This is a genomic window from Sphingomonas faeni (genome assembly GCF_040407565.1).
Classification (GTDB): domain Bacteria; phylum Pseudomonadota; class Alphaproteobacteria; order Sphingomonadales; family Sphingomonadaceae; genus Sphingomonas; species Sphingomonas faeni_F.
Genome location: NZ_JAPZPR010000006.1, coordinates 312,205 through 327,831, shown reverse-complemented (window position 1 = coordinate 327,831; position 15,627 = coordinate 312,205). Strand labels below are relative to the sequence as shown.

16 protein-coding genes are annotated in these 15,627 nt (G+C 66.9%); 3 read left to right on the top strand and 13 right to left on the bottom strand.

The annotated features are described in order from the left end of the window. Positions 1 to 8: 8 nt before the first annotated feature. Together O6Y00_RS14665 and O6Y00_RS14660 are read right to left on the bottom strand one after the other, a co-directional pair. A complete protein-coding gene (locus tag O6Y00_RS14665; RefSeq protein ID WP_353443309.1) occupies positions 9 to 524 on the bottom strand; it encodes a DUF2141 domain-containing protein in 516 nt (171 codons plus the stop codon). Next, positions 521 to 1,453, bottom strand: a complete 933-nt coding sequence (locus O6Y00_RS14660) for a hypothetical protein (RefSeq protein WP_353443308.1) — start codon at positions 1,451 to 1,453, stop codon at positions 521 to 523. The genes O6Y00_RS14665 and O6Y00_RS14660 overlap by 4 nt, the downstream gene beginning before the upstream one ends. A gap of 169 nt (positions 1,454 to 1,622) precedes the next feature. On the opposite strand from O6Y00_RS14660, the gene O6Y00_RS14655 reads away from it, so the two are divergent. Next, positions 1,623 to 2,708 carry a glycosyltransferase gene (locus tag O6Y00_RS14655; protein ID WP_353443307.1) on the top strand — a complete coding sequence of 362 codons (1,086 nt, stop codon included), beginning with the start codon at positions 1,623 to 1,625 and terminating at the stop codon, positions 2,706 to 2,708. Here the strand turns inward: O6Y00_RS14655 and O6Y00_RS14650 are convergent. Next, positions 2,698 to 4,614: a potassium transporter Kup gene (locus O6Y00_RS14650; RefSeq protein ID WP_353443349.1), complete on the bottom strand. Its 1,917-nt coding sequence runs from the start codon at positions 4,612 to 4,614 to the stop codon at positions 2,698 to 2,700. The two genes, O6Y00_RS14655 and O6Y00_RS14650, sit on opposite strands and share 11 nt — an antisense overlap. Positions 4,615 to 4,828: 214 nt before the next feature. Here O6Y00_RS14650 and pdeM point away from each other — a divergent pair, with 214 nt between their 5' ends. Next, on the top strand, positions 4,829 to 5,491 hold the full coding sequence (pdeM, locus tag O6Y00_RS14645; RefSeq protein ID WP_353443306.1) for a ligase-associated DNA damage response endonuclease PdeM: 663 nt from the start codon (positions 4,829 to 4,831) through the stop codon (positions 5,489 to 5,491). 161 nt (positions 5,492 to 5,652) lie between these two features. Here the strand turns inward: pdeM and msrA are convergent, their stop codons facing one another. From msrA to pabB, 4 genes are all read right to left on the bottom strand, one after another. Then, a complete protein-coding gene (msrA, locus tag O6Y00_RS14640; protein ID WP_353443305.1) occupies positions 5,653 to 6,312 on the bottom strand; it encodes a peptide-methionine (S)-S-oxide reductase MsrA in 660 nt (219 codons plus the stop codon). A gap of 49 nt (positions 6,313 to 6,361) precedes the next feature. Next, a complete protein-coding gene (locus O6Y00_RS14635) occupies positions 6,362 to 6,511 on the bottom strand; it encodes a hypothetical protein (protein ID WP_353443304.1) in 150 nt (49 codons plus the stop codon). Positions 6,512 to 6,858: 347 nt separating this feature from the next. Next, entirely contained in the window at positions 6,859 to 8,058 is a 1,200-nt protein-coding gene (locus tag O6Y00_RS14630) for a pyridoxal phosphate-dependent aminotransferase (protein WP_353443303.1), read from the bottom strand. A gap of 50 nt (positions 8,059 to 8,108) precedes the next feature. Beyond that, positions 8,109 to 9,869, bottom strand: coding sequence for an aminodeoxychorismate synthase component I (gene pabB / locus O6Y00_RS14625; protein WP_353443348.1), 1,761 nt, complete (start codon positions 9,867 to 9,869; stop codon positions 8,109 to 8,111). An 80-nt stretch (positions 9,870 to 9,949) separates the two neighbouring features. Here pabB and O6Y00_RS14620 point away from each other — a divergent pair, with 80 nt between their 5' ends. Continuing rightward, the gene (locus O6Y00_RS14620; RefSeq protein WP_353443302.1) at positions 9,950 to 10,627 is read left to right on the top strand and encodes an MBL fold metallo-hydrolase; all 678 of its coding nucleotides are present in this window, start codon (positions 9,950 to 9,952) and stop codon (positions 10,625 to 10,627) included. 14 nt (positions 10,628 to 10,641) lie between these two features. On the opposite strand, the gene O6Y00_RS14615 is transcribed toward O6Y00_RS14620, so the two are convergent. From O6Y00_RS14615 to pyrE, 6 genes are all read right to left on the bottom strand, one after another. After that, positions 10,642 to 11,721 (bottom strand): AI-2E family transporter, encoded by a 1,080-nt coding sequence (locus tag O6Y00_RS14615; RefSeq protein ID WP_353443301.1) that lies wholly within the window; start codon positions 11,719 to 11,721, stop codon positions 10,642 to 10,644. A gap of 1 nt (position 11,722) precedes the next feature. Continuing rightward, positions 11,723 to 12,730 (bottom strand): signal peptidase I, encoded by a 1,008-nt coding sequence (gene lepB / locus O6Y00_RS14610; protein ID WP_353443300.1) that lies wholly within the window; start codon positions 12,728 to 12,730, stop codon positions 11,723 to 11,725. After that, a complete protein-coding gene (gene acpS, locus O6Y00_RS14605; RefSeq protein WP_353443299.1) occupies positions 12,727 to 13,161 on the bottom strand; it encodes a holo-ACP synthase in 435 nt (144 codons plus the stop codon). Before acpS ends, lepB begins: the two co-directional genes overlap by 4 nt. Before the next feature lie 138 nt (positions 13,162 to 13,299). Then, positions 13,300 to 14,052 (bottom strand): pyridoxine 5'-phosphate synthase, encoded by a 753-nt coding sequence (locus tag O6Y00_RS14600; RefSeq protein WP_435368633.1) that lies wholly within the window; start codon positions 14,050 to 14,052, stop codon positions 13,300 to 13,302. Beyond that, the gene (locus O6Y00_RS14595; protein WP_353443297.1) at positions 14,043 to 15,005 is read right to left on the bottom strand and encodes a serine hydrolase domain-containing protein; all 963 of its coding nucleotides are present in this window, start codon (positions 15,003 to 15,005) and stop codon (positions 14,043 to 14,045) included. Before O6Y00_RS14595 ends, O6Y00_RS14600 begins: the two co-directional genes overlap by 10 nt. After that, entirely contained in the window at positions 15,002 to 15,586 is a 585-nt protein-coding gene (gene pyrE, locus O6Y00_RS14590; protein ID WP_353443296.1) for an orotate phosphoribosyltransferase, read from the bottom strand. The genes O6Y00_RS14595 and pyrE overlap by 4 nt, the downstream gene beginning before the upstream one ends. Positions 15,587 to 15,627 lie beyond the last annotated feature (41 nt).

Here is a 15,627-nt window from a genome sequence, read left to right as displayed (position 1 = left end):
GACCACCCTCATGGCGTGACGGGCCCGAACCCGCCGAGCCCGCGCAGATACTGCACGGTGATCCGCACCGTCGTCACGCCCGCGCCGACCTCGACCAGCGCCTGCTCGACCTTGGGCCGCGACCGCCCGAGCTTCACGTTGCTCGGAAACCCGGCGCCATCGGTCCAGAAACTGAACTTGTTCTTCCCGTCGCGATTGTGCGTCAGCAACAGCGCATAGCGACCCGGCCGCGGCGCCTGGATACACAGCAGCGGCCCCCCGCTCGACGGCGTCGGCACTACCACCCGCCGGAATGTCTTGCCCGCGGCGATCAGGAGGTGGTCATCCTTGAGAAAGCCCGCTTCGTCATCAGGATAGAGTTCGAGCTTCAACTCGCCGGTGCGATCCTTCAGCCCGCTGACCTCGACCGCGATCGCGGGCCCCTCGCCCGGTCGGCACGCCGCCGCATCGCTGCCGAGCACCTGCGCCCCGGCCGGCCCTGTCAGCGCAGCGATCGCAACCAGCGCGACGCAGGCGCGGATCATGCGCGCAACCGTGTGAGCCCGGCATGGACCCCGAACAGGATGATCAGCGCGACATGCACCAGCAACGTCAGTGCGGCGGTGAACGCGATCAGCTCGGACAAGGCCTGGTCCTGCCCGATCAACAGGATCGCGGCGTTGGCGAACAGCAGATCCTTGTTTGGCACCAGCGGCAGGCGCGACACCAGCAGGCGCCCCGCGGCGAGGAACAGCCACATCCCGACGGCCACGCCCGGCAACGCGAAATGCCACGCGAATGCGATCAACACCGATCCGCACAGCAGCCGGATGCAATGGACCCCGAACACCCACCACAGCTTCACGCGCGACAACGAGAACACGCGGCGTGAGAAGACCAGGAACGGCACCGAGATCGCCAGCGTGACGCCCGCCGACGCCAGCACCGTGCGGAACTGGTCATGCGTCAGCAGATGCCGGCCGAGCGGCAGCGCTATCGCCACCAGCAACAGCGTGATCGCATTGCCCGCGATCGCCGAAAGGATCGACACATCCTTCACCGCGCCGAACGGTGACGCCACCATCCGCGCCTTCGCCCGCGCCCACGCGTAGAAATACGCGTCGCCGGAATAGCCGAACACGACCTCGTTCGCGATCCGCTTCTTGATCAGCGCGACAAGCCCGCCGAGCGGGATACCCCAGAGCCGCCGGAAGATGACGTAATCCCCGGTCGGCGGCGACATGTAGAGCAAGCCGAAACACAGATAGAAGCGCGGGTCCTGCGGCACCGAGCGCGACAGTCCGGCAAGGCCATGCCCCAGCAGTTCGCGCCCCAGGCCGACGATCATCGCCAGCGTCAACGCCGCGCCGATTATCGCGGGCCAGCGGCTGCCGAGCGCCTTCAGCGGCTCGAGCCCGGCGCGCGCGATATCCGCATAGCCGTCGGATTCGGTCTCCTTCGCACGCGTGTTCACTTGCCGGTCCTCAACGCATTGTCCTCAACCAGTCTCTCTCAAGCCGTTCCATCGCCCGTCGGTCGGCCCAATAGCCGGCCATCGATACACGTGCACGCAAAGTCGGTTTCATTCGGTCGCTATCTCCGCTTTATCCATCGCGCATTATGATGACCCCCATATGTCACCCATGAGCGAGCCACCGATCGCGCAGCACATCCTGACCTATGCCGAGGATTTGCGCGGCGGCGGGGTCGAGCGCGCGCAACTGCGCCTCGCGCGCGGCTGGCTCGCGGCAGGGCGACGGGTGACGCTGGCGATAGAGAACATCGACGGGCCGCTGGCGGCGGAATTGCCGGATGGCCTGGAGATCGTCGCGCCGTCGCGGCTGCTCGCGCTGCCGACGGTCGTACGACGTCTCGCGCCGGACGTGATTTTCTGCCCCGGCAATTTCTATACCGGCGTTGCGGCATGGACCCGGCTGAGGCTTGGACAGGCGAGCCCGCCGATCGTCGCCAAGATGTCCAACGCTCCCGCGCGCGCCGATCATGGCCGCCTGATGCATGCCGCCCACCAGTTCTGGCTCGCGCGGCACGGCAGCTTCCTCGACCATCTTGTAGCCATGACCCCTGCGACCGCGGATGAGGCCGCGCGCGCGACCCGTATGGTCGGGCGGACCAGCGTCATTCCGAACCCGCCGGCAACGCCGATCACCGATGGCAGCGCGGCACTGCCCGGCGGGTTCGCCATGCCCGATCGGTTCATCCTCGGAGTAGGCCGACTCGAGCCGCAGAAACGCTGGGACCGGCTGATCGCCGCGGTACCGGCGCTGGCAGACCGCACGGTGGCGCTGGTGATCCTCGGCGAAGGCACCGAACGCGACGCGATCGAGGCGCAGGTCCGCGCACTCGGGCTGTCCGGCCGCATCCATCTTCCCGGCCACGCCGCCGATCCGCTGCCGGCGATGCGCGGCGCGACCGTGCTGGCGCTGACCTCCGATTTCGAAGGCGTCCCCGGCGTGCTGCGCGAGGCGCTGTCGGTCGGCACGCCGGTCGTTTCCACCAACTCGAGCATGGCGGTTCAGGAGATCATCGATCGTGCCGACCGCGGCACGATGGTCGACCGGGAGGACGCCGCCGGCCTGGTCGTCGCGCTGAATGCGTGGCTCGATCCCGGTATCATGCGGCCCGCTCCCGTTCCGCCGCCCGGTGCAGATTCGGCGGAGCGGTACCTCGCGCTGTTCGACCGCCTCGTGACGGACGCGCCTACACGGTGACCTGTTCGCCGAGCTCGAGCACCTTGCCCGGCGGGATTTTCAGGAAGTCGGTCGGGTCGCTGGCGTTGCGCTGGAGGAACAGGAAGATCCGGTCCTGCCAAGGCGGCATGCCCTTTTCCGCGTCGGGCTTCAGCGTGTTGCGGCCGATGAAGAACGAGGTGCGCATCGGGTCGAGCCCGAGCTGTTCGGTCTTGTTGCCGACGCCGAGATCGCGGGGCACGTCGGGAGATTCCATGAAGCCGTAGGTCAGCACGACGATCGAGAAATTGTCGTCGACGCGTTCTACCTTGGCGCGCTGAGACTCCTCGACGAACGGCCGGTCGGCGGTGCGGATGCTGACGATCAGGTTGCGCTCGTGGAGCACCTTGTTGTGCTTGAGGTTATGCAGCAGCGCGCCGGGCGTCGCGTGCGGGTTGCCGGTCAGGAACACAGCGGTCCCCGACACGCGCTCGGGCGGACGCTTCTCCAGTGCCGAGGCGAGATCGCTGAGCGGGATGCTCTGGCGCTTTTCGAACGCGCTGACGATCTTCTTGCCGCGCACCCAGGTGAAGATGATCAGCCCGATCGCGGCGGCGATGACGAGTGGCACCCAGCCGCCCTCGATCACGCGGAGGATGTTCGCGCCGAAGAAGATCAGGTCGAGCGTCAGGAACGGCAGGATCGCCGCGAGCGCGAGCGGCCGCGACCAGTTCCAGCGGTGGCGGACGACGATATACGCCAGCAAGGTGGTGACGACCATCGTGCCGGTCACCGCGATGCCGTACGCCGCGGCCATCGCCGACGACGTCTTGAACTGGATCACCAGCACCAGCACGCCGATCAGCAACAGCCAGTTGATCGCGGGCAGGTAGATCTGGCCGGCGAACACCGCCGAGGTCTGGCGGATGCGCAGGCGCGGGAGCAGGCCGAGCTGGATCGCCTGCTGCGTCAGCGAGAATGCGCCGGTGATGACCGCTTGGCTGGCGATGACGGTCGCGAAGCCGGCGAGGATGATCAGCGCGGGACGGAGCGATTCGGGCGCCATCAGGAAGAACCAGTCCTGATTGACGAAGGGTACGCCGCGCGCCGCCGCATCTTCTAGCCGCGACAAGGCGAATGCGCCCTGCCCCAGGTAATTGAGCGCGAGCGCCGGGAAGACGAGGAAGAACCAGCCGATGCGGATCGGCAGCTTGCCGAAATGGCCCATGTCGGCGGTGAGCGCTTCGGCGCCGGTGACGGTCAGGAACACCGCACCGAGCACGAACAGGCCGGTGACGCCGTGCGTGGCGAGGAACGAGATGCCGTAGGTCGGCAGGAACACGCGGACGATCGAGGGCTCGTCGGCGATGTGCCAGATGCCGAGCGCACCGATCGCGACGAACCAGAGGATGCAGACCGGGCCGAACAGCTTCGACACCTGCGCGGTGCCGCGCGACTGGATCAGGAACAGCGCGATCAGGATACCGATCGTCAGCGCGCGGACGACGCCCTCGTTGAAGATGTGCGCGGCGCTCGGAATCGTCCGCAGGCCCTCCATCGCCGACAGCACCGACAAGGCGGGCGTGATGATCGCATCGCCGTAGAACAACGACGCGCCCGCCGCGCCGAGCACGATCGCGATCCGCGACCGCATCCCCAGCGCGCGACGGGCGAGCGCGGCCAGCGCCAGCACGCCGCCCTCGCCCTGGTTGTCGGCGCGCATCAGGAAGATGACGTATTTGACGGTCACGACGAGGAACAGCGACCAGAGCGCGAGGCTCAGCACGCCGAGGATTTCGGTCGGATCGATGCCGCCCGCGGACGTCTGGCCGAGCGCCTCGCGGAACGCATAGAGCGGGCTGGTGCCGATATCGCCGAACACCACGCCGATCGCGCCGACGGTCAGCGCGGCGAGTGCGGGGTGCGGGTGAAGATGCGCTGCGGACAGATCCGACGGCGCGCACGCCTGCCCTGCCGATTCCTCGGCGGTGGGTTCGGTCACGACTGCAGTTTGGGGTGTTCCGGCGACGGACGTCATGGCGCGAAGAGCGCTCCTCCTGAGGGGACGGCGCGCTTTACGCCGATTGGGGGCATGCGCAAGTCCTGCTGGTTTGGCGCGATGGCGGGTTGATTCACGGGGCGTGCACCGGCATGGCGAGGAAATGGTTCCCTTTTCGTTCGGCGGGCATGCGCTTCTGGCGTTGGCGCAAGGCGCGCTGTTTTGGCCGGAGCGGCGTGCGCTGCTGGTCGCCGACCTGCATTTCGAGAAGGCCAGCTGGTTCGCCAAACGCGGCCAGATGCTGCCGCCGTATGATTCGATCGCGACGCTGGCCGATCTCACCGCGCTGGTCGCGGCGACCGGCGCGCGCGAAGTCTGGTGCCTGGGCGACAGCTTTCACGACAGCGACGGCTGCGAGCGATTGCCGCAGCGTGCGCAGGACATGCTGCGGGCGATGACCGACGGGACGCGGTGGACGTGGATCACGGGCAATCACGATCCGGCTATCCTCGATCGGTGTGGCGGGGAAGTGGTGGATGAGGTGGTCGTCGACGGGCTGGTACTGCGGCATGAGGCGGACAGGGCGGAGACGCGGCCGGAACTGTCGGGGCATTTTCATCCGAAGCTTCGGCTAAGGGTGCGGGGAAAATCCGTCGCGCGGCGGTGTTTCGTGGCGACGGCGACGAAGCTGATACTGCCGGCGTTCGGGTCACTGACCGGGGGACTTGATGTGGATCATCCGGAGATCGTGCGCGCGGTGGGGCTCGGCGCCGAGGCTATGGTGCCGGTAGCAGACCGAATGCTGCGGTTCCCGGTTGCGGCCTGAGGTTTGTCGCTGGTCAGGTAGATAAGTAAATAAGCACCACCCCGGCGAAGGCCGGGGCCCAATTGCGGGCGGCGTATAACGAAGGTTCGTCCGTCGTTACTGCAACCTTTCCAATTGGGCCCCGGCCTTCGCCGGGGTGGACGTCAGGTAAAAGTGCCGCCTCAGCTCGAAATCGTCGGGAACGCCGCGCGGAAGGCGGCAATCTTCGGCTTGTCCCACATCACGACGTACGGATGCGTCGGGTTCCGGTCGTAGAAATTCTGGTGATACGCCTCGGCCGGATAGAACGTCCCCGTCTCCAGCTTCGTCACGATCGGCCCGGAAAACGCATGCGTAGCGCCGAGTTGCGCGATGTAGGCGCGCGCCACCTGCGCCTGCGCCGGCGATTGCGGGAAGATCGCCGAGCGATAGCTTTCCCCGCTGTCGGGTCCCTGGCGGTTCAACGTCGTCGGATCATGCGCGATCGAGAAATATACGCGGAGCAACGTGCCGTAGCTGACCACGCGGGGGTCGTAGGCGATTTTGATGGCTTCGGCATGCTTCGTCGTCTCGGCGGAGACCTGATCGTAGGTCGCGGTCGCCTTAGTACCGCCGGCGTAACCGGTCGTGACCGCCTTAACGCCCTTCACATGCTCGAACACCGCTTCCATCGTCCAGAAGCAGCCGCCCGCGAGCACCGCCGTCTGCAGGCCCGGCGTCGCCGGAAGGTCGGTCTTGGCAGCGGGGATGACGACGGCGCGGGCACCTTGCGCGGTGCCGGTGGCAATAAACGCACCGGCGATACCGACGGCGGCGAGCGTGGCGAGAAGCGGCTTTTTCATGTTTTGATACATGGGGTTGCGGCTCGTCTTCGCTAGGCCATCGCCGCAGTTATAGCGCGGTGGCGGAGACGCTGTGCTCGAAATGGCTGGCGAAGGTCTGGCGCGCTTCGGCGGGCTGGAGCGCGAGCAAGCCGATGGCGCCGAGGACGAAACCACCGCTGAACTGCCAGAAGAAACTCGACTTTACGATGCTGCGCATGATGCGATCCCAATGAAACCCAGTGATGGCGCCGACCGGATAGGTCAGCGTCAGTTACGGACCGGCATGTCGTAGAGATGCCGGCCAACCACAATGTCGTTTTTAGAAACTCTCGATTAACGCGCCGTGGCCGATGCGTTCATCGTGCAGCAGGCATCGCCCGGCAGGGTTGCCGGGAGATGTCGCCGCGTGTCTCGAATGTTGCCGGAACCTTGCGATCCTCCCCCGCCAGGGGGAGGTGTCGCCGAAGGTGACGGAGGGGGAGGGCACGGAACAGGCGTAACCCTTTCCTCCCCCTCCGTCTGGCAAGCGCCAGCCACCTCCCCCTGGCGGGGGAGGATCAGAACTTACTTCAGCGCGGCGCACGCCGTCTGGATGCGCGTGCAGGCCTCGCGAAGCAGCTCGTCGGAGGTGGCGTAGCTGATCCGGAACGCCGGGCTGAGGCCGAACGCAGCGCCCTGCACGACGGCCACCTTGGCGTCGTCGAGGAGGTAGCCGACCATCGCCTCGTCGGTGTCGATCAGGCGTCCGTTCGGCGTCGTCTTGCCGATGAGTTCCGCGAACGAAGGGTAGACGTAGAACGCACCCTCCGGCGTCGGGCAGTGCATGCCGTCGATCTCGTTGAGCATCGTCACGACCAGATCCCGGCGGCCCTGGAACGCCGTGTTGCGCTCGGCGAGGAACGACTGGTCGCCGTTTAACGCAGCCACCGCCGCGGCCTGTGCGATCGAGCACGGGTTCGAGGTCGACTGCGACTGGAGCTTGGCCATCGCCTTGATCAGCCACGATGCACCGGCGCCGTAGCCGATTCGCCAGCCGGTCATCGCATAGGCCTTCGAGCAGCCGTTGACGGTCAACGTGCGCTCGAACAGCTCGGGGCAGGCTTCCGCGATGGTCGCGAACTTGAAGCCGTCATAGACGATGTGCTCGTACATATCGTCGGCGAAGATCCACACGTGCGGATGCTTCGCGAGCACCACGCCGAGCGCCTTCAGCTCGTCGATCGTGTAGCCGGCCCCCGTCGGGTTGGACGGCGAGTTGAGGATCACCCACCTGGTCTTGGGCGTGATCGCCGCATCGAGCGCCGCCGGATCGAGCTTGTAGCCGACCTCGGGGCCCGCCTTGACGATCACCGGCACGCCGCCGGCGAACTGCACGACGTCGGGATAGCTGACCCAGTACGGCGCGGGGATGACGACCTCGTCGCCCGGATCGATCGTCGCGACCATCGCGTTGAACAGGGTGTGCTTGCCGCCGACGTTCACGCTGATCTGGTCGGTGGTGTAAGTGAGGTTGTTGTCGCGTGCGAACTTCGCGACGATCGCCTGCTTCAGCTCGATCGTGCCGTCGACATTGGTGTATTTGGTCTTGCCGTCGCGGATCGCCTGGATCGCAGCCTCTTTGACGAAGTCCGGCGTGTCGAAATCGGGTTCGCCCGCACCGAGGCCGATCACGTCGACGCCTGCGCGCTTCAGTTCGAGAACGCGCGAGGTGATCGCGAGCGTCGGCGAGGGGCTGATGCGGCCGAGCGCGGCGGATGCGTGCATGGTGAAACCTTTGCGGTTGTCCGCGAACGTCGCCGCGGAATTCGCGCGGGCTATACGCTCCGCTTGGTCGAATTCGCAACCGTAACGATGGCAGGGATGAGCCCGCGGACCGCATTTCCAATGAAGAATCCGGCGGTCAGGTCGGCTCGGGTTAGCGGGGCTTCGGTTGCGCGGCCCGATTCGAGCAGGTCGGCGCGGAGAATGCCCGGGAGCAGGCCATGCCGTAGCGGCGGCGTGACCAGCGCATCTCCACGCTGCACGAACAGCGACGTGAAACTGCCTTCGGTAAGGAAGCCTTCCGCGTCCTCGAACACCACCTCGAACGACCCCGCGGCCTTGCGCGCGTCGTCGTAGAAGGCGCGGGCGCTCGTCTTGTGGCGGAGCCGGAAGTCGGTCGCGGCGACGGGCAGCGGGATGATCGCGACCATTGCTTGCGCAGGCGAGTGCGGGAGTGGCGCCGCCTCGATCGCGATCGCACCGGATGCGCTGAGCAACAGGCGGATGCGGCGGGGCCCGCGCAACCGGAAGGTCGCCGCCTGGAGTTCGTTGCGCGCGGTGTGGCGGTCGAAGGTGAAGCCCAAGGCCTGGGCACTCGCCTTCATTCGCGCGAGATGCGCTTCGAGGCGGGTCAGGCCGTCGTCGGGATCGAACGCCATAGTTTCGATCAGGTCGAAGCGGCGCTGGCCGGCGGTGACGAACGCGCCCTTGGCATGGCATTCGTCCCATTCGGCGTCGGCTGCGCTGTCGGCGACGATGCCCGAGCCGAGACTCATCGTCGCTGCGCCATTCTCGATCGCCAACGTGCGGATCGCGACGTTGAAGGTCGCATCGCCATTCGGATCGAACCGCCCGATCGCACCGGTGTAGATGCCGCGGGTGCGCGCGTGCTCGACTTCGGCGATGACCTCCATCGCGCGTTGCTTGGGCGCGCCGGTGATCGAGCCGCACGGGAATAGCGCGGTTAGGACGTCCACCGCGTCGCAATCGGGTTTCAGCGTCGCGGTGACGGTCGAGGTCATCTGGTGGACGGTCGGATAGGTCTCGACGGTGAACAGGTCGGGGACCGCGACGTGGGTGGCGACGCGCGACAGGTCGTTGCGCATCAGGTCGACGATCATGAGGTTTTCGGCGCGTTGCTTCGGGTCGGCCGCGAGTGTTTCGGCGAGCGCGCGATCGGCGTCGGGCGTGTCGCCTCGCGGTGCGGTGCCCTTCATCGGGCGGCAGGTGAGCGTGTCGCCGTCGAGTGCGAAGAAGAGTTCGGGGGAGAGCGACAGGAAGCGCGTCTCACCAGTGTCGATCAGCGCGCCGTAGCCTGCCTTCGCCTGGCGCCGCAGCCGGGCATAGAGCGCGAGCGGGTCGCCGACGAACGGGACGGTGGCGGCGAAGGTGAGGTTGGCCTGGTAGATGTCGCCCGCCGCGATCAGGTCGAGCACGCGCGTCAGGCTGGCGTCGTAGGTTTCGCGGTCGATCAGCGGCTGCGGCGCACCGGTCCACGCGCCGGCGGGGTCGGGGAGCAACGCGGCGACGTCTTCGGGCGCTATCGTCTGGTAGTCGGCGAACAGGCCGAACCAGAGCAGCGGGCCTTCGGTGCGGACGTCGACCGGCCTCGACGCGAGTGCGGCGCCGGCTTCGTAGGTGATGTAGCCGGCGGCGTGCAGGCTCTCCGCGCGGGCGTTTCGTAACGCGTCGAGCGCACAGCGGACCTCGGCGAGCGTGTCGGCGCGAAGGGTCCGGACGGGGTCGCGGTACAATCGTGCAGGCGCACCCCCCTCGCGGGCGTCATCGAGCAAAACGAAGGGCGCGGTCCACATCGCCACGACTGTTGCACGGGGCACGGGGCAAACCGCAAGCGGCGATTGCTCCAACCGGCGCGCTATCCTATTTCGAGGCCATGACAAATCCTCCCCTCCGCGCCGCGCCCCCGCTCCGTGCTGCCATCGTGCCGGTCACGCCGATCCAGCAGAACTGCACCATCATCTGGTGCACCGCGACGATGAAGGCGGCGGTGATCGATCCGGGCGGCGACCTGCCGCGGATCATGGCGGCCGTCGAACACGCGGGGGTGACGGTCGAGAAGATCCTGCTGACTCACGGACATATCGATCATGCCGGTGGTGCCAAGCGACTGTCGAACGATCTCGGCGTGCCGATCGAGGGGCCACACGAGGCGGATCGCTTCTGGTTGCAGCGGCTCGATCAGGACGGGCCGAAATACGGGATCCTCGGTGTGAATTTCGAGCCCGACCGCTGGCTCGTCGAGGGCGATACCGTCTCGGTCGGCGACCTCGTGCTCGATGTGTACGAGACGCCGGGACACACCGAGGGCCATGTGATCTTCCACCACGCGCCGTCGAAATTCGCGCAGGTCGGCGACGTGCTGTTCCAGGGATCGGTCGGGCGATCCGACATGCCGGGCGGGAACCACCAGGTGCTGGTGAAGTCGATCGTCGAGAAGCTATGGCCGCTCGGCAGCGATACGAGCTTCATTCCCGGCCACGGTCCTGCCAGCACGTTCGCGCACGAGCGAGCGACCAACATGTTCGTGAGCGACCGGGCGCTCGCGGCATAGGCGGCGTGGGGAGGTCAGCGCGCGGCGCTGGGCTCCCCGTCCGACTCGGCCTTTTCCTCTTCGCGTTCAGACCGTCGCTCGAGCGCGGTCTTGATCATCGCGGTCATCGGATCGGCCAGCGCCAGCCCCAGGATCCCGAACAACGCGCTGGCTAGGATCTGCGCACCCAGCGTCAACGCCGGCGGCAGATCCACCGTACGCTTGGCGACCATCGGCACGATCACATAGCCGTCGATCGTCTGCACCACGAGGTACGTGCCGATCGCCCAATAGCCCGTATCGACGCCCGCGCTGAACCCGACTGCGACCATCAGCACGCCGGTCACGATCGCGCCGACGTTGGGGATGAACGCGAGAATACCCGCGATGATGCCGAGCAGCATCGCCATCGGCACGCCGCCAACCGCCAGCGCGATACCGCTCGCGACACCTTCGACCGCCATCCCGAGCAGGCGTCCGGCGAGCAGCCGCCGCAACGTCGCGCCCATCTTGACCAAAGTCCTGGCGAACTCGGGGCGCAGATCGAGTGGCACCATCCACTGAAGCCCGCGCGAGTACGTCCCCGGGTCCATCGCGATGAACAGCCCGAGGATCAGGATCATGAACATGCTGGTGATCGCGCCGATCGCGCTGCCCACCCACGACGTCACGCGCCCGACCGAGCCGAGCGCCTGCTTGACGATCCCGTTGACGTCCGACGCGCCCGGCATCAGCCCCTGTGAGGTCAGATAGCCGGTGAAGCGATTGGCCTGCGATTCGAGCGTCGAGCGCAGCTGCGTGACCTGCTCGGTCACCTGCACCCCGGTCAGCACGAACGTCCCGATGAGGAACGCGAACGTCAGCAGCACGACGATCAACAACCGCCAGCCGCGCCCGATCGGCAGCACCCGCCCCAGCAGCCGCACGCCGCCATCGAGCAAAGCTGCGAACACGACGCCGGCGAATATGATCAGCAACGGCTGGACCAGAACGATCAGCAGCGCGATCACGCAGGCGAGCCCGAGCCAGATCGCAGCCCGCTTCAGTTCCTTGCGGAGGAACGGATCGCGCATCTCGATCGGGCTCAACTCGTCGACAGTCTTGGTCTCGGCCATCTCAGTTCGCCTTGGCTGGGTGGAGCGAGGTGCCGGCGCGATCCGGGCGCAGCGAACCCCACCAGCTCAACGGATTGAACGTCGCATCGCCGTCGAGGCTGAAGGTGATGAACTCCGCGCGCCCGCCGAGATTCTCGTACGGCACCGGCCCGCCGAGCCCGAGCTGGCTCAGCGCGAACCGGCTGTCGGCCGAGCGATCGCGGTTGTCGCCCATCAGGAAGACGTGGTTCGCGGGGATCGTGATCTCCGCGAAGTTGTCGCCCTGGCTGTCCGGCTCCAGATCGATCGTCTCGTAGCGCCGGCCGTTGGGCAGCGTCTCGGTATAGGTCGGCAGGCGACACATTTCGCGTCCATCGGGCAGCGTCTCGCGCGCGCCGGGATAGTCGATCTCGCTGCACGGGCTGTTGGTATCGACCGGGATCAGCGTGTCGTGGAGCGGACCACGCTTCACCGCGACGCCGTTGAGGAACACGATCCCGCCGCGCACGGCCAGCTTGTCGCCAGGCAGACCGATGACGCGCTTGATATAGTCGTTATGCGTGCCCGGCGGCGTCACGATGACCACGTCGCCGCGCGTCGGCAGCGAGCCGAACAGCCGACCGTGGATGAACGGCAGCGACACGCTCCAGCTGTCTTCCTGCTGGCGCAGCACCACGCCCTTGAAGATCGCGACCGGGTTCGGGATCGTCGGCGACACGAACGACCAGCCATAGGCGAACTTGGTCACCACCAGCCGGTCGCCGATGCGCAGGCCCGGTAGCATCGATTCGCTGGGGATATAGAAGGGCTTGGCGATGAAGCTGTGGAAGCCGAGCACGACCAGGATCAGCCAGAAGATGCCCTTCACCTCGCCCCACCAGTCGGTGCCGCGGCGGCGGGTCGTTTCCTGTGCGGTGCCGGCCGGTGGCGCGGTATCGGCCGCGGTCTGCGCTAGGGGGGTCTGCGTTAGGGGGGCCTGCGCGAGGGGCTTTTCCTGGAACTCGTTGCCGTCCAACGCCGCGTCCTTCATAGGTTCGTATCCTGGCGCATGTCCGGGGATATCAGAGGTATGGCTTCGATGATCACGAAGGCCTGCGCCCACGGATGATCATCGGTCATCGTCAAATGCACGCGCGCGGCGTGGCCTTCGGGGGTCAACGCGTCAAGCCTCGCTTTGGCGCCCCCGGTCAGCGCCAGCGTCGGCGCGCCGCTGGGGGCGTTGACCACGCCGATGTCGCGCATGAACACGCCTGCCCGAAACCCGGTCCCGACCGCCTTGGAAAACGCCTCCTTGGCCGCAAACCGCTTCGCCAGCGTGCCGGCCTTGGTAAAAGGCCGCCGCGCCGCTTTCGCCCGCTCGACATCGGTAAACACGCGCTGCTCGAACCGATCCCCGAACCGCTCGACCGACGCCACGATTCGCTCGATGTTACACAGGTCGGACCCGAGCCCGATAATCATCGCGACGCCTCGGGTCGGAAGACAGGATTTGTTCTCGCGAAGGCGCGAAGGCGCGAAGAGAACAAGAAAGGAAGCGAACTCGGGCCCCTCTCCTTTCTCTTCGCGCCTTTGCGCCTTTGCGTGAACAAAATCTGAAAGCTACCGCGCTGCATCCATAGCCTCGCGCATCAGTCGCACCGCCTCGCCAAGCCCGACAAACAGCGCCTCCCCGACCAGGAAATGCCCGATGTTCAGCTCGCGCACCTGACGGATAGCCGCGATCGGCGCGACGTTGTCGTAGGTCAGCCCGTGCCCCGCGTGCACCTCGATGCCGTTCTTCGCCGCCAGCGCAGCCGCATCGTTCAGCCGCCGCAATTCCACCGTCCGCGCCTCACCCGACAGTTCCGCATACAAGCCCGTGTGGAGTTCGATCACCGGCACCTTGAGCCGGACCGCCGCCTCGATCTGCCGCGCATCCGGTTCGATGAACAGCGACACACGGATCCCCGCCCCCGCCAGCGCGTCGACCAGCTTCGCCATCCGGTCGTAATGCCCGGCGACGTCGAGCCCACCCTCGGTGGTCAGTTCCTCGCGCTTTTCCGGCACGATGCACGCGGCGTGCGGCTTGTGACGCAGCGCGATGCCGAGCATCTCGTCGGTCGCCGCCATCTCCAGGTTGAGCGGGATCGTCAGTTCGGCCGACAGACGCGCGATGTCGTCGTCCGTAATGTGGCGCCGGTCCTCGCGCAGATGCGCGGTGATTCCGTCCGCCCCCGCCGCCGCCGCGACCAGCGCAGCACGCACCGGATCGGGATACCCCGCCCCCCGCGCATTCCGCACCGTCGCGACGTGGTCGATGTTGACGCCGAGCCGCAAGGCGGAATTCGAACCGGGCCGAGATGTCATGGGCATGCTACCGTCGAGAGGAGATCATAGGCGAAACCGGAGTTTTGCCAGATCTCGCCAAAGGTGAAATCGTCGGAACTCCGGTTGGTGAAGACCACGACGGCGATGTCGTCGTCGGGCAGGATATAGTTGCGGGTCTGCACGCCCCCGATCTCGCCGTCGCGCTGGACGATCCGCTTGGCCGCCGCACAGCCCTTTAACTCGCCGGGGAACACCCATTGCCCCAGCGCCTGGTAGCTGCGTCCGCCCTCGGGCTTCCACAGTTCGGCACGAGCGGCGGGCGTCAGCATCGCGCCGGTCATCAGCGATCGATCGAACCGGAACACGTCGCGCGCCGTCCCGATCAACCCGCCCGCCGCACCGAAACTCGCCAGCTCGTAAGGCGGTTCGGCCTTGCCGGCGACAAAACCGGGAACTCCCATCTCGCCGGTTCGCGCCATCGTCATCCCGGCAGGCCAGGCCAGCGCACCGGATCCGTACAAGCCGACGACGGCCAGCAGATAGTCGCAATTATTATAGGCGAACGGCGCGCCGGGTTTTGGCGGCGTCCTCAAGCAATATGATGCATCGGGCGCAGGCGCGCGATAGAAGGACGGCACGCCATCACGCAGGGGCGTGTCGTCGGGATTGGCCAGCCCGGTATGGTGCGTGAGCAATTGGCGCAGCGTCAGGTCGCCGAGCGGGGCGAAGCCTTGCGTCGCCAGCGGTCGGTCGAGATCGCCCGGATGCCGTCGCACGACCATCGCCGCCGTCACCTGCTTCGTGATCGAAGCCAGCCGCCAGCGCGCACGCGGATCATGCCGCTTCCCGCCCGCAGGGTCGACGGTGCCATAGCCTTTCTCGACCAGCACGCGGTCGCCTTTCGCGACAAGCACGACGCCTGCCAGCTTCGCCTGCGCGGCCACCGCATCGACCTTGGCCGAGACGCTCGCAGCAGCAAGAGCCAGCGCTAGGATCATGCCGCAGCCCGGCTCCCGGGCTTGATCGCCGGGATCGCCGCCAGTTCAGCCGGCAATGCGTCAGCCGGATAGGTCGGTACGTCGAGCCGGATCAGCGGGAAGAATGGTACGCCCAGATCCGCGGTCCCGTTCGACCGATCGACCAACGCCGCCGCCGCGACCGTCACGCCGCCCGCGCGCCCGATCGCCGCGATCGCCTCGCGCGACGACAGCCCGGTGGTGACGACGTCCTCCATCATCAGCACGCGCTGGCCCGGCGCGAGCCGGAACCCGCGGCGCAGTTCGAACACGCCGTCGGGTCGCTCGAGGAACACCGCCTCGACACCCAGCGCGCGGCCCATCTCGTGGCCGGCGATCACGCCGCCCATTGCTGGCGAGACGACGATATCGATCTGCGCGCGCAACTCGGCCGGGATCGACGCCACCAGCGCTTCCGACAACCGGGCGCCCCGCGCCGGGTCCATCAACACCCGCGCGCATTGGAGGTAGCGCGAACTGCGCAGCCCCGAGGACAGGATGAAATGCCCTTCGAGCAACGCTTCGGCAGCGCGGAATTCGGCGAGCACGTCGTCTTCGGTCATCGCGGGTCATCGCTCCAAAAGGTCTGTCCGCGCTGATACGA